General features: G+C 68.1%; 10 protein-coding genes. All 10 read left to right on the top strand.

Annotation, left to right across the window (positions count from 1 at the left end):
- Positions 1-353 precede the first annotated feature (353 nt).
- The 10 genes from JZ791_RS22330 (at position 354) to JZ791_RS22285 (ending at position 14,514) form a co-directional block, all read left to right on the top strand.
- Entirely contained in the window at positions 354-3,056 is a 2,703-nt protein-coding gene (locus JZ791_RS22330; protein WP_216897139.1) for a valine--tRNA ligase, read from the top strand.
- Positions 3,053-4,519 carry a bifunctional tetrahydrofolate synthase/dihydrofolate synthase gene (folC, locus tag JZ791_RS22325; RefSeq protein ID WP_216897138.1) on the top strand — a complete coding sequence of 489 codons (1,467 nt, stop codon included), beginning with the start codon at positions 3,053-3,055 and terminating at the stop codon, positions 4,517-4,519. Before JZ791_RS22330 ends, folC begins: the two co-directional genes overlap by 4 nt.
- The gene (locus tag JZ791_RS22320) at positions 4,516-4,938 is read left to right on the top strand and encodes a DUF4233 domain-containing protein (protein ID WP_216897137.1); all 423 of its coding nucleotides are present in this window, start codon (positions 4,516-4,518) and stop codon (positions 4,936-4,938) included. The genes folC and JZ791_RS22320 overlap by 4 nt, the downstream gene beginning before the upstream one ends.
- 47 nt (positions 4,939-4,985) lie before the next feature.
- Complete coding sequence (gene ndk, locus JZ791_RS22315; RefSeq protein ID WP_216897136.1) at positions 4,986-5,402, top strand: nucleoside-diphosphate kinase; 417 nt, start codon at positions 4,986-4,988, stop codon at positions 5,400-5,402.
- Between the two features lie 580 nt (positions 5,403-5,982).
- Entirely contained in the window at positions 5,983-9,465 is a 3,483-nt protein-coding gene (locus JZ791_RS22310; protein WP_438804552.1) for a translation initiation factor IF-2 N-terminal domain-containing protein, read from the top strand.
- Positions 9,466-10,049: 584 nt separating this feature from the next.
- On the top strand, positions 10,050-10,361 hold the full coding sequence (rplU, locus tag JZ791_RS22305; protein ID WP_216897134.1) for a 50S ribosomal protein L21: 312 nt from the start codon (positions 10,050-10,052) through the stop codon (positions 10,359-10,361).
- A 47-nt stretch (positions 10,362-10,408) separates the two neighbouring features.
- The gene (rpmA, locus tag JZ791_RS22300; protein WP_216897133.1) at positions 10,409-10,675 is read left to right on the top strand and encodes a 50S ribosomal protein L27; all 267 of its coding nucleotides are present in this window, start codon (positions 10,409-10,411) and stop codon (positions 10,673-10,675) included.
- A 612-nt stretch (positions 10,676-11,287) separates the two neighbouring features.
- The gene (gene obgE, locus JZ791_RS22295; protein ID WP_216897132.1) at positions 11,288-12,748 is read left to right on the top strand and encodes a GTPase ObgE; all 1,461 of its coding nucleotides are present in this window, start codon (positions 11,288-11,290) and stop codon (positions 12,746-12,748) included.
- 52 nt (positions 12,749-12,800) lie between these two features.
- A complete protein-coding gene (gene proB / locus JZ791_RS22290) occupies positions 12,801-13,901 on the top strand; it encodes a glutamate 5-kinase (RefSeq protein WP_216897169.1) in 1,101 nt (366 codons plus the stop codon).
- A gap of 205 nt (positions 13,902-14,106) precedes the next feature.
- Positions 14,107-14,514, top strand: a complete 408-nt coding sequence (locus tag JZ791_RS22285) for a PIN domain-containing protein (RefSeq protein ID WP_216897131.1) — start codon at positions 14,107-14,109, stop codon at positions 14,512-14,514.
- The last annotated feature ends 75 nt before the right edge of the window (positions 14,515-14,589 follow it).

The following is a 14,589-nucleotide window of genomic DNA, read 5'->3' as shown; positions in this document are numbered from 1 at the left end:
TCGGTAATCGGTGCGGCAACGAGGCACGGAAGATCTTTGCGGAGTAACTGCAACACACGCCCGCCCATTTCGCCACCCGTTGCCCCCGGTAGGGCATGGCCTTCCTGAGCTTGGGCTGAGCAGCAAAGCTGCACCAACACAATGGATTCGGAGGAAACCTGAGAATTAGGTATGGAATAGGTGTGGGAAGGGGTTTATGCGCCGAAAGGGCGGTAATCTGGATCTCGTGGCGGGGTTTTCGGTGTCCCTCATCCACCGAAAACCCCGCCCTTCGGGTTTCCCGCCACACTCATGCCGGACTCGGTCCGTAGGCCCCCGTTCGCGCCGCGGAACCAACTCCTTAGAATCACACGGTGACCAGCACAGCCCCTGAGAACCAGCGAAATCGTGCCGATGCCCTTCCCAAAACCTGGAACCCCAGTGAGGTAGAGGTCGACCTGTACGAGCGCTGGGTAGCCGCTGGTTACTTCACCGCCGATCCGGCCAGCGGCAAGCCGCCGTACTCGATCGTGCTGCCCCCGCCGAACGTCACCGGCAATCTGCACATGGGTCACGCCTTCGATCACACGATCATGGACCTGCTCACCCGCCGCAAGCGTATGCAGGGCTACGAGGTGCTGTGGCTGCCCGGTATGGACCACGCCGGTATCGCGACGCAGTCCATCGTCGAGAAACAACTCGCCGTCGACGGTAAGACCAAGGAGGACTTCGGTCGCGAGCTGTTCATCGACAAGGTCTGGGACTGGAAGCGCGAATCCGGCGGCGCCATCCAGGGCCAGATGCGCCGCCTGGGCGACGGCGTCGACTGGAGTCGCGACAGGTTCACCATGGACGAGGGCCTGTCGCGCGCGGTGCAGACCATCTTCAAGCGGCTGTACGACGCGGGCCTGATCTATCGCGCCGAGCGCCTGGTGAACTGGTCGCCGATACTCGAGACCGGCATCTCCGACCTCGAGGTCGTGTACGAGGACGTGGAGGGCGAGCTGGTCTCGCTGCGCTACGGCTCGCTCGACGACGATGAGCCGCACGTGATCGTGGCCACCACCCGGGTGGAGACCATGCTCGGTGACACCGCCGTGGCGGTGCATCCGGACGACGAGCGGTACAAAGCCCTCGTCGGCACCACGCTCTACCACCCGATCACCGGCCGCCAGATCCCCGTCGTGGCCGACGATTACGTCGACCCCGAATTCGGTTCCGGCGCGGTGAAGATCACTCCCGCGCACGACCCGAACGACTTCGAACTCGGCCTGCGTCACGGTCTGCCGATGCCGACGATCATGAGCAAGGCCGGCAAGATCGCCGATACCGGAACCGAATTCGACGGCATGGACCGTTTCGAGGCGCGCCTGAAGATCCGCGAGCGCCTGGCGCAGGAGGGCCGCGTCGTCGCCCGGAAGTTCCCCTACGTGCACAGCGTCGGGCATTCCGAGCGCTCCGGTGAGCCGATCGAGCCGCGCCTGTCCATGCAGTGGTGGGTGAAGGTGGAGTCCCTGGCCAAGGCCGCCGGTGACGCGGTCCGAGCCGGGGACACCGTGATTCATCCGGCCAGCCAGGAACCGCGCTGGTTCGACTGGGTCGACGACATGCACGACTGGTGCATTTCGCGCCAGCTGTGGTGGGGTCACCGCATTCCGATCTGGTACGGCCCCGAGGGCGAGGTCGCGTGCGTCGGCCCCGACGAGCAGGCTCCCGAGGGGTGGGTGCAGGATCCCGATGTCCTGGACACCTGGTTCTCCTCGGGCCTGTGGCCGTTCTCCACGATGGGCTGGCCCGCCGCCACCCCCGAGCTGGAGAAGTTCTATCCCACCAGCGTTCTGGTCACCGGCTACGACATCCTGTTCTTCTGGGTGGCGCGGATGATGATGTTCGGCATGTTCGTCTCCGACGATCCGGCCATCACTGCCGGCAAGCAGGCGGATGCGGCGCAGGTGCCGTTCCGGGATGTGTTCCTGCACGGCCTGATTCGCGACGAGTTCGGCCGCAAGTACTCCAAGTCCAAGGGCATCGGCGTCGACCCGCTGCTGTGGATCGATGAATACGGCGCGGACGCAACCCGATTCACCCTGGCCCGCGGTGCGCAGCCGGGCAGCGACCTGTCCATCGGCACCCCGCACGTCACCGCCTCACGCAGCTTCATCACGAAGCTGTTCAACGTCAGCAAGTTCGCGCTCATGAACGGCGCGGCCCCCGGCGAGCTGCCGGATCGCGGCACGCTCACCGATGCCGACCGGTGGATCCTGGACCGGCTCGAATTCGCGCGCGCCGAGGTCGATTCGGCGTTCGACCGCTACGAGATCGGCAAGGCGTGCGAGGGGCTGTACCACTTCGCCTGGGACGAATTGTGCGACTGGTACGTGGAATTGGCCAAGGTGCAGTTCGCCGAGTCCGACGAGCGCGCGGTGAGTACCCGGATCGTGCTCGGCACCGTGCTGGATTCGGTGCTGCGCCTGCTGCATCCGGCGATCCCGTTCGTCACCGAATCGCTGTGGCAGGCGCTGACCGAGGGTGCGGAAGGCGAGTCCATCGTCGTCGCGTCCTGGCCGCGGCCCTCGGGTCTGGCGGTCGACGAGGTCGCCGCCCAGCGCATCGCGGACACCCAGCGCCTGATCACCGAGATCCGCCGGTTCCGCAGCGACCAGGGTCTGACCGATAAGCAGAAGGTCGCCGCCAAGCTGATCGGGCTCGATGCCGCCGATCTGACCGCGCAACGCGCCGAGATCACCAACCTGGCCCGGCTCACCGAGCCCACGGACGACTTCGCCGCCACCGCCTCGCTGGAGGTGCGGCTGTCGGATTCGACGATCACCGTCGAACTCGACACCTCCGGCACGGTCGACCTGGACGCCGAACGTCGCCGCCTGGAGAAGGATCTGGCCACCGCGCAGAAGGATCTGGCCGGGACCACCGGCAAGCTGGGCAACGAGGCGTTCCTGGCCAAGGCTCCCGAGGATGTCGTGGCCAAGATCCGAACCCGTAAGGAAGTCGCCGAATCCGAGGTTGCCCGGATCGGGGCGCGGCTGGAGGAGATCGGGCGACTGGCGGCGAGCAAATGAGCCACGGCGACATCAACGACGAACCCGAGTACCAGCACGGCACGGCCGAACGCCTGCACTCCGGCCCGTCCCCGGTGGACTTGGCCGAGATGGCGCTGGTCGAGGCCGAACTCGACCAGCGCTGGGGCGAGACCAAACTCGAACCGTCGCTGACCCGCATCGTGACACTGCTGGACCTGCTGGGCTCCCCGCAGCGCGGCTACCCGTCGATCCAGATCGCGGGCACCAACGGCAAGACGTCGACCACCCGGATGATCGACTCGCTGCTGACCGCGCTGCACCGCCGCACCGGCCGCATCACCAGCCCGCATCTGCAGCTGGCCACCGAGCGGATCGCCATCGACAACGCGCCCATCACCCCGGCCAAGTACGTCGAGACCTACCGCGAGATCCAGCCCTACATCGAGATGATCGACCGGCAGTCGCAGGCCGCGGGCGGACCGCGGGTGAGCAAGTTCGAGGTGCTGGTGGCGATGTCGTACGCGGCGTTCGCCGAGGCGCCCGTGGACGTCGCGGTGGTCGAGACCGGAATGGGCGGCACCTGGGACGCCACCAACGTCGTGGACGGCCAGGTCGCGGTCATCACCCCGATCGGCCTGGACCATATGGACTATCTGGGCCCCGATCTCACTTCGATCGCCGGGGAGAAGGCCGGGATCATCAAGAAGGCCCCCGAAGATCCTCTCGTCCCGCGCGACACCGTCGCCGTCATCGCCGAGCAGGAACCCGAGGCGATGGACGTGCTGTTGCGCCGCGCGGTCGAGGCCGACGCGGCGGTCGCCCGCGAGGGGTCGGAGTTCCGGTTGCTCTCGCGCCACGTCGCGGTCGGCGGGCAGGTACTGGAGATCCAGGGCCTCGGCGGGGTGTACGACGAGATCTTCCTGCCCCTGCACGGCGAGCATCAGGCGCACAACGCGGCGCTGGCGCTGGCCGCGGTCGAGGCGTTCTTCGGCGCGGGAGCCGAGCGGCAGCTCGATATCGAGGCCGTTCGTGCGGCATTCGCGACCGCGATCAGCCCGGGGCGGATGGAACGGATGCGCAGCGCGCCCACCATCTTCCTGGACGCCGCGCACAACCCGCACGGCGCCAAGGCCCTGGCGGCGACGCTGACCAGCGAATTCGACTTCCGTAAACTGATCGGTGTCGTCGCGGTGCTGGGCGACAAGGACGCCCAGGGCATTCTCGCCGAGCTGGAGCCGGTCTTCGACGAGATCGTGGTGACCACCAACGGGTCACCACGTGCGCTGTCGGTGGACGAGCTGGCCGATCTCGCGGTGCAGCGGTTCGGTGACGAGCGCGTGGTCACCGCGGCCACCCTCGCCGACGCCGTGGAGACGGCGATCGCCATCGCGGAGGATGCGAGCGACGCGGGGGAGCCGGTGTCCGGGGCCGGGATCGTGGTGACCGGATCGGTCGTCACGGCAGGGGCGGCCCGATCGTTGTTCGGAAAGGATCCCGCATGAGTGAGCAGGCGCCCCAGTCGGGCGAGAGTTCGGTGCCGCCGCCGGCGACCGACCCATGGAAGGGCTTCCGCGGTGTGATGGCCGGTGCGCTGGTCCTCGAGGCCATCACCGTGCTGCTGGCGCTGCCGGTGGTCGGTGCGGTCGGCGGTGGGCTGAAGTGGTGGTCGGTCACCTATCTGGTGGGCCTGGGGGTGCTGATGTTCCTGGGCGCCGGGCTGCAAGGTCGTTCCTGGGCGTTGAGCTTCAACCTGGGTTTGCAGGTGCTCGTGTTGCTCGGCGCGTTCATCCACCTGTCGATACTGATCATCGGCATCGTGTTCCTCGCGGTGTGGGCGTTCATCCTGATCCTGCGGGCAGACGTGAAAAAGCGCATGGACCAGGGATTGCTGCCCAGTCAACGGGTGCAGGGATCCGCATAAGGCCCATCGGTTCGGAGTGCCGCGGGTGTGCCGGTTAGAGTTGCGCCGTGACTGAGCAGACGTTGATACTCATCAAACCGGACGGGGTCGCCCGGGGCCTGGTCGGTGAGATCATCACCCGTATCGAGCGCAAGGGTCTGAAGATCGCGGCGCTGAAGCTCGAGCAGGTGTCCCAGGAACTGGCCGCCGCCCACTACGCCGAGCACGCCGAGCGGCCGTTCTACGGTTCGCTCATAGAATTCATCACGTCGGGACAGGTCGTCGCGGCCATCCTCGAGGGCCCCCGCGCCATCACCGCGTTCCGGCAGATCGCCGGCGGCACCGACCCGGTCGAGAAGGCCGTACCCGGCAGCATTCGTGGCGACTACGCCCTCGAGACCCAGTACAACCTCGTCCACGGATCGGACGCGCCGGAATCGGCCAAGCGCGAGATCGCCCTCTGGTTCCCGGACTTCGCCCAGTAGATCGCTGGGCCCACATCGGACAGGGCGCGCCGGATACCGCGGCGTGCCGAGCCACGACAACCATCCGCCAGCGATACTGGGGCAAACATCCCTCGACGCGGTCTGTGAGACCGGCTGGCCGTAAAGATCGAACCCTCGTCACCCGGTCCGGCGACCCCATTGCGGGGGCCGGTGAACACGCCGGACCGAGGCGAATGGACCTATCGCAGGCAAAGCAACGACGAAGGGTGTGGGATACTGGCAGTGGAAGTACTTCGATATCGGCCATTTGTGCTGGTGACGAGTGCGACCACATGGCACTGCGGCTCGACGCCGATCATCGCTGCCCCGGACGGTTCCAAGACTCGGCTGTCCGGCCGCACGCTGGATGAGCGCTCGGGCCCTGGTGTTGGAGCCAACAGCCAGGCGCCGCGTGACCGGTTACCCGAGAACGACGACCGACACCGTGATAGCGGGTCACGCGGGGCGAGACCATCAGACTTCGCGCCCACGGGGCGTGAGGCGAACGGACAGTGCCCCCGCGTCGGCCGCGTCACTCTCGCATGCGAGTGGGACGCGCCCGGGGGTCCGAGGAGATTTCGTGGCCGATCAAGAGCCGCAGGAAACGTCGCAAGAAACCAATGGACACGCGCCGCAGCAGGCGCCAGGGGCAGGGGAGGCGGCGCAGTTGCCGGAACGTATCCGGGTGCACGCGCTGGCGAAGCTGCTGGGAACGACCAGCAAGCGCATTTTGGCTCATCTGACCGATATGGGGGCCGAGGCCCGCAGTGCGCAGTCGAGCCTGGACCGTACGGTCGCCGAATCGGTGCGCGAGGCGTTCGTTCCGGCAGAGCAGGAACCCAGCGAGGACACCGCTACCGGGAAGTCGGGCGCCGAGCAGGCCCCTGTGCCCGCCGAAACGGGGCCTGTCGAGGCTGAATCAGGGGTAGCGCCCGCCGCGGTGGCGCAGCCGTCCGCGGTGGAGCCGATTTCGATCCCCGCACCGGCCGAGTCGCCGCGGGTGTCCGTCGGCGCCCAACCGGTGTCGACCGGCGCCCCGGCGAGCACGGACGTGGTGTCCGGCGCCGAGCCGCCGACGGGATCCATCGCGCCCGTCACCCCGGCCGCCGAGCCGTCGCAGCCCGCCGAGCCGCCGCGCCGGCAGTCGCTGTTCACCAGCCCGTTCCAGCCGCAGCAGCCGCAGGCCGCCGAGCCAGTGGCCTTCGACACGCCCGCGTTCATCGCGGCACCGCTGTTCCAGGCGCCGGACGCCGCGGCCGCCGAGGAGGCGCGCCGTCAGTTGCGGGCCGCCCGCCAGACCAAGGTGCAGGAGCCGCCCGCACAGGAGCAGCAACCACGCAGCGAACCGCCGAAGCAGGACGCCGCCCCCGTCGAGAAGGAGAAGGAGAAGGAGGCGGTCAAGGCCGAGGCCGCCGACGAGTCCGACACCGAGTCGAACGACTGGGACGACGACCAGTCCGATGACGGGGGCCGTTCGCGCCGTCGCCGTCGCGGTCGTCGCGGCCGGGGCAGGGGCCGGGGCGAGCAGTCGTCCGATGGTGATTCCGACGAGTCGGACGAGTCCGAGGACTCCGACGAGTCGAACGAGGATGCCGAGGGTGATTCCGCCGACGGCGACGCCGACGACAACGAGTCGTCGCCCGAGGGTTCCAGTCGTCGTCGCCGTCGTCGTCGCCGCCGCAAGGCCGGCGAGGACGCCGAGGCCGAGTCGTCGGAAGACGATCCGCCGAACACCGTCGTGCACGAGCGCGAGCCGCGCAACAAGCGCCGGGTCGCCGCCGCCGCGGCAGCGGTCGACGAGGTCCAGGGCATCAGCGGGTCGACCAGGCTCGAGGCAAAGCGGCAGCGCCGGCGCGACGGGCGCGAGGCCGGGCGTCGTCGTCCGCCGATCCTGACCGAGTCGGAGTTCCTGGCCCGCCGCGAGTCGGTGGACCGGGTGATGGTCGTGCGCGAGAAGGCGTTCGCCGACCACCCGAGCGCGGTCACCCAGGTCGGGGTGCTCGAGGACAACGTCCTGGTCGAGCACTTCGTCACCAGCACCGGGTCGGCCTCGATGGTCGGCAACGTGTACCTGGGCAAGGTGCAGAACGTGCTGCCCAGCATGGAGGCGGCGTTCGTCGACATCGGCCGCGGCCGCAACGGCGTCCTCTACGCGGGCGAGGTGAACTGGGAGGCCGCCGGGCTCGGCGGCAAGGAGCGCAAGATCGAGCAGGCGCTCAAACCCGGCGACACCGTGCTGGTGCAGGTCAGCAAGGATCCGGTCGGGCACAAGGGCGCCCGGCTGACCACCCAGATCAGCCTGGCCGGACGTTTCCTGGTGTACGTGCCGGGCGGCACGTCGACCGGGATCAGCCGCAAGCTGCCCGATACCGAGCGCAAGCGCCTCAAGGAGATCCTGCGAGATATCGTCCCGCAGGACGCCGGGGTGATCATCCGCACCGCGTCCGAGGGCGTGGCCGAGGCCGAACTGGCCCGCGACGTGGAGCGTCTGCAGACCACCTGGAAGACCATCGAGGACCATTCCAAGCACGGCTCCGGCGCGCCCAAGACGCTGTACGAGGAGCCGGACCTGCTGGTCAAGGTCATCCGGGACCTGTTCAACGAGGACTTCTCCAAGCTCGTCATCGAGGGTGAGCGGTCCTTCACGACCGTGGAGAATTACATCCGCACCGTCGCGCCGGATCTGCTGGCGCGGGTGGAGCGGTACGACAACCCCAGCGTGGACGTGTTCGGCAGCTTCCGCATCGACGAGCAACTGTCCAAGGCCCTGGATCGCAAGGTGTGGCTGCCCTCGGGCGGCACCCTGGTGATCGACCGCACCGAGGCGATGACGGTCATCGACGTCAACACCGGCAAGTTCACCGGTGCGGGCGGATCCAACCTGGAGGAGACGGTCACCCGCAACAACCTGGAGGCGGCCGAGGAGATCGTGCGGCAGATGCGCCTGCGCGATATCGGCGGCATGATCGTCGTCGACTTCATCGATATGGTGCTCGAGTCGAACCGTGATCTGGTGTTGCGCCGCCTGACCGAGGCGCTGGGCCGCGACCGTACCCGGCATCAGGTCTCCGAGGTGACCTCGCTGGGCCTGGTGCAGATGACCCGCAAGAAGCTGGGCACCGGACTGGTCGAGGCGTTCTCCACCACCTGTGAGCACTGCCACGGGCGGGGCATCCTGGTGCACGACTATCCGGTCGAGTCCGCGCCCGCCGAGGAGGGCGGTTCGAGCCGCCGGGAGAGCCGTCGCCGGCGCAAGGACAAGGACACCAAGCCGCCTGCTCCCACTCCCGCTCCCGTCGTGAGCGCCCCGGTCGCCGATGTGCATGCCGATGAGGAGTCCGCGGCCGTCAAGCGGGCGCATCCGGTGGCGCTGGCCATGGCCGCGCACCACCAGGACGACCTGGAGTTCGACGAGGCTGAGCACGCGGGCACCGAGGCGGCCGCGCAATCCGATGACACGGCGCAGCCGACGATGGCGAGCGCTCCGACGCGGCGGCGCAGGTTCCGGTCCGGTCGGGAGCTCGCGCGTGAGCAGGCCGCGGCGGCGTCGCGGGAGTCGGATGTGACCGGTCACGATGAGTCGGTCGCGGACGAGTCCGGGTCGCACGGTTCGTCGGTTGCGGCGGTCGAGGCTGCTCCGGTTCAGGATTCTGCTGCCGACGTGATTGCGGCCGTTGAACCCGCCGGGACGGATGAGTCGGTGGTGAGCGGATCTGCGCGCACGGATCGATCGGCGGCGGACCACGACTCGGTGTCGGGTCGCGACTCGGCCGGGCAGACTGCTGCGGCCCCTGCTGATGCGGTGCAGGATTCCTCGTCCGCACCGGCCGTGGAGGCAGGTGCGGACGAACCGGTTCGCCGGGCACGTCGCCGCGTGGCCCGCACCGTCACCGCGCCCGCCGCGGACAGCCAGGACGCGGTCTTCGTCCTGTCCAGCGAGGATCGGGACCAGACTCCGGCGGTCGACTTCACAGCCGACGTCGTCCCCGTGACCGTTCCGCGCACCCGGCCCCGCCGGCGGTCGTCGGGACGCGCTGCGGGCGCGCCCGGACAGGACGACTGAGTTCCTCGGTTCTGCCTCATCCATCGAGTGCGCCGTCAGCTGAGCTGGCGGCGCACTCGCGCTCGTAAGGGTGCGGTAGGTCAGGTCGACGTCATGTTTTGGATGAGTGTGGGCGGAACTGCCGGTTTCGACACCCCTCGGACGGACACACGGTGGTAGTGCGGCTCGATCGGCGGGCCTGTGATGGTCCGGCCGGTGGCGTGTGCGGTGGCGGCAGGCGTGCATGTCGCGGTCCGTCAATCTCGTCGCGAGCGGGGCGGTTGTTCAGGTCGACCGGGGTGCCGGAGTCGGGTGGCTGGAGGAGAACGCACAGGTCGAAGGCCCTATTGTCGGTGATGACGGGGTCGTCGGTGTGTGTCGCGCAACCTGGTTTTGGTGCTGGGGTAGGAGTCCTGTAATCTCGGATAGTCGCTGCTCGGCGTCAGCACTGTCTTGTGCATGGCCCGTGGCCCGGTTCGAACGAGAGCTATGGGCGTCCAGGTGGCGGTGAATACCAGACCAGTCGTGTGGCGGTTGCCGGTGAGTCCGGCCGACAGCCCGCGTGAGCAGAGTGTGCCCAGCACGAGTAGAGGAGCAGCCGACCGATGGCAACGTACGCGATCGTCAAGACCGGCGGAAAGCAGTACAAGGTCGCGGTCGGTGACCTGGTGAAGGTCGAGAAGATCGAGGGTGAGCTCGGCAGCGCGGTGTCGCTGCCGACGGTGCTCGTCGTCGACGGCGCTGAGCTGACCACCGATGCGGCCAAGCTGGCCAACGTCTCGGTCTCCGCGGAGATCGTCGACCAGACCAAGGGCCCGAAGATCCGCATCCACAAGTTCAAGAACAAGACCGGCTACCACAAGCGCCAGGGCCACCGTCAGAAGCTGACGGTCCTGAAGGTCACCGGCATCAAGTAACGGACTTGCGGGGATCAACGCCCCGTACCCACGAGGAGTAACCAGCTATGGCTCATAAGAAGGGTGCATCCAGCTCCCGCAACGGTCGCGATTCGAACGCACAGCGGCTCGGTGTCAAGCGCTTCGGCGGTCAGCTCGTCAACGCGGGCGAGATCCTGGTGCGCCAGCGTGGCACCCACTTCCACCCCGGCGTGAACGTCGGCCGTGGCGGCGACGACACGCTGTTCGCCCTCGCGACGGGCTCGGTCCGGTTCGGCACCAAGCGTGGCCGCAAGACCGTGAACATCGTGGTTCCGGAGCCGGTGGAGGCCTGAGCCGCACCGGATAGAGACTTCGAAGCGGGTCAGGGTTCTCGACAACCCTGGCCCGTTTCGCTGTTCACGGCGGTTGCCGAACCGATTCGGGTCGATCGGCCTGATTGCCCAGCGTCACCATTGAGGTTCGGTCGGCTCGCCCGAACGTGACATTCGACCGGCGGACCAGGGTCTCCGAGCGTGATGTGAACGGATCGGCGCAAGGCATCGGCCCGGCTCTGCATACAATCGAGACGAGCAGGCATTGCGCGCCACGCCCACTAGGGCGGGTGGATCAGCCGGATGTCACGTCGGTCGGCTCCGGCGGGTAAGCGTGACAACCGGCTGATCTGCCCGCCACCGGGCCGATCACGATCACATGCGTGAGGTTCGGCCCGCGTGAGTGAGTGAGACGCACCGCCGAGAGACTCGTTCGGACCGAGCGCCGAGAAGGCGAGGCACGGGCGACAAAGTTGGCACCACTGGTCCGCGAGTATGCGGGCGGCGTGATCCGGCCGAACGGTGAGGCTGCTCCGGCCGCGAATCCGCCGAGCCGAGCAAGGCCACCGACAACCAGTTTCCCGGCCGCAGATCACAGCGGCAGGGCGGCTACGAGACACAGGAATTGACATCATGTCCAAGTTCATCGACCGCGTCGTGCTTCAAGTGCGCGCCGGTAAGGGCGGGCACGGGTGTGTCTCGGTGCTCCGGGAGAAGTACAAGCCGCTGGGCGGGCCCAACGGCGGTAACGGCGGCAACGGCGGGGATGTGATCCTCGAGGTCGACGCGAACGTGCACACCCTGCTGGACTTCCACTTCCATCCGCACGCCAAGGCCGGGAACGGCAAACCGGGCGAGGGCGGCGACCGCGACGGCAAACAGGGTGAGGATCTGCTGCTGAAGGTTCCGGACGGTACCGTCGTCATCGGGCCCGACGGCGATGTGCTGGCCGACCTGATCGGCGCCGGGACCACCTATATCGCCGCGCGCGGCGGCCGGGGCGGGCTGGGCAACGCGGCGCTGGCGTCCCGGGCGCGTAAGGCTCCCGGGTTCGCGCTGCTCGGCGAGGAGGGCGAGGAGAGCGAGGTCGTCCTCGAGCTGAAGTCGGTCGCCGATGTGGGCCTCGTCGGATTTCCCTCGGCCGGGAAATCCTCGCTGGTGTCGGTGCTGTCGGCCGCCAAGCCAAAGGTGGGCGACTACCCGTTCACCACGCTCGTGCCGAATCTGGGCGTGGTGTCCAGCGGCGACACCACCTTCACCATCGCCGATGTGCCCGGCCTGATTCCCGGCGCGAGCCAGGGACGTGGGCTGGGGCTGGATTTCCTGCGCCATCTCGAACGCTGCGCGGTGCTCGCGCACGTGGTGGACTGCGCGACCCTCGAACCCGGTCGCGATCCGGTCTCCGACGTGGACGCGCTCGAGGCGGAACTGGCCGCGTACAAGCCCGCGCTGGCCGCCGATGCCGTGCTGGGCGACCTGGCCGACCGACCGCGTGTGGTGATCCTGAACAAGGCCGACGTCCCGGACGCCGCGGAACTGGCCGAGATGGTGAGCGCGGACTTCGCCGGGCGCGGCTGGCCCGTGTTCACGATCTCGGCGGTGAGCCGGGAAGGGTTGCGGCCGTTGACCTTCGCGCTGGCGGAGATGGTGCGTCAGTACCGCGAGGCGCATCCGAAGGCCGCGCCCACCCGTCCGGTGATTCGGCCGGTTGTCAGGGGAGACAGCGGCTTTCGTGTGGAGCGTGATCCCGAGTTGGAGGGCGGGTTCATCGTGCACGGCGAGCGGCCCGAGCGCTGGGTGCACCAGACCCAGTTCGACAACGACGAGGCCGTCGGCTACCTCGCGGACCGGCTGGCCCGCCTGGGGGTCGAGGAGCAGCTCGCCAAGCTGGGTGCGGAGTCCGGCGCGCCGGTCACCATCGGCGATGTCACCTTCGACTGGGAGCCGCAGGTTTCCGCGGGTGTGGACATGGTGATGACCGGTCGCGGCACCGATCCGCGCCTGGACCAGACCGAGCGCATCTCCGCGGCCGAGCGCAAGCACGCCTCACGGGCGCGGCGCGGTCTGGTCGAAGAGGACGAGGTGGTCGAGTAGGTGAGGGCTTATGAGTTCCAGTGCGGCACAGGTGGAATCCTCGGGCAGTGACCTGAGCCAGGCGCGCCGGGCGGTCGCTTCGGCGCGCAGCGTCGTAGTGAAGATCGGGTCGTCGGCGCTGACGAGTCTCGAGGGCGGGCTGGACACCGGGCGACTGGATCGGCTGGCCGACGCGGTGGAGGCGCGGATGCGCGCGGGATCCGATGTGGTCGTTGTCTCTTCCGGCGCCATCGGCGCGGGTATCGCGCCACTCGGATTGTCCTCGCGGCCCAAGGATTTGGCGACCAAGCAGGCGGCGGCCAGCGTCGGGCAGCTGGCACTGGCGCACGCGTGGGGCACCTCGTTCGCCCGGTACGGGCGCACGGTCGGGCAGGTGCTGCTGACCGCCGGCGACTTCTCCCGGCGCGAACACCATCGCAACGCCCAGCGCACCCTGGATCGCCTGCGGTCGCTGCACGCGATCGCGGTGGTCAACGAGAACGACACCATCGCCACCGAGGAGATCCGCTTCGGCGACAACGACCGCCTGGCCGCCCTGGTCGCGCACCTGGTCGGCGCGGACGCGCTGGTACTGCTGTCGGATGTGGACGGCCTCTACGACGGCGACCCGCGCAAGGGCGGCGCGACCTTCATCCCGGAGGTGCGCGGCTCCGCCGACCTGGACGGGGTGATCGCCGGCAGCGGCGGCGCGCTGGGCACCGGCGGCATGGCCTCGAAACTGTCCGCCGCCCGTTTGGCCGCCGACGCCGGCGTGCCGGTACTGCTGGCCGCGGCCACCGACGCGGCGCCCGCCTTGGCCGGCGCGACGGTCGGCACCGCCTTCGCCGCCCGTCCGGTTCGCTTGTCCGCCAGGAAGTTCTGGGTCCGCCACGCCGCCGACAGCCGAGGCGCCGTCCTGCTGGACGAGGGCGCCGTCCGCGCCGTATCCGACTGCCGCCGCTCCCTGCTCGCCGCCGGAATCACCGGCGTACGAGGCAATTTCCATGGCGGCGACGTCATCGATCTGATCGCCCCCGACGGCACGCTCGTCGCCCGCGGGGTCGCCGAATACGACAGCATCGAACTCCATACGATGATCGGCCGCTCCACCAGCGATCTGCCCGACGGCATGCGTCGCCCGGTTATCCATGCAGACGATCTGGTCAAGCTGTAGCCACCCGCTCGTTTCGCATCCGATCCCATTGCGGTCCGCAAGCATGGTCGCATCATCGGGTTCTATCTTCCTGTTGCGCGTGATCGTGATGAAGTGAACGAGACGTTGGGACAAGCTGGAAGGCTGTCGTAGGGCGGGTTGTGGCGAGTTCTGGGATGTCGGAGGACGAGCTGGCTGATCTGTTCGATCTGCGAAAGCCACTTGAATGATCGTTGTCGTCGATGCGAGTGTGCTGGTGGCTGAGTTGCTGCGCAAACGAGGGCGAGAACTCTTGCGACGTCCGGCGCTGGAGTTTTTCCTCGCCGAAGAACAGTGGAGCGAAACACGCCACGAACTGGAACGGCGGATCAGGGCAATCGCTGAGCGTGGGCGATTATCGTCCGCGGAAACATCGCAGCTACGTACAGTCGCGAACGAGGTCATGATGACCGGCGTTGTCGAGGTTGAGCCGCTGAGGGTGTATGCACCACTGGAGACCAGCGCTCGTCGACGGAAACCGCGAGATCCACAGGATTGGCCGGTGATGGCGTTGGATGGCGGGATCCTTACCGGGGAATTACGACTTTTTCGGGTGCGGGTGGCCGATATGGACGGTCGAGACGTTGCTTGCTGAGCCGGATAGATCGGTAGGTCGAGCGCGGGAGCCCATCAGTGGTCGGGGGAGACTCCGCGTTGGTCGGGGGTGGGG

The organism is Nocardia alni, from assembly GCF_019038435.1.
GTDB lineage: Bacteria > Actinomycetota > Actinomycetes > Mycobacteriales > Mycobacteriaceae > Nocardia > Nocardia alni.
The sequence above is the reverse complement of the archived record's forward strand: the minus strand, read 5'-3'. Positions and strand labels throughout refer to the sequence as shown.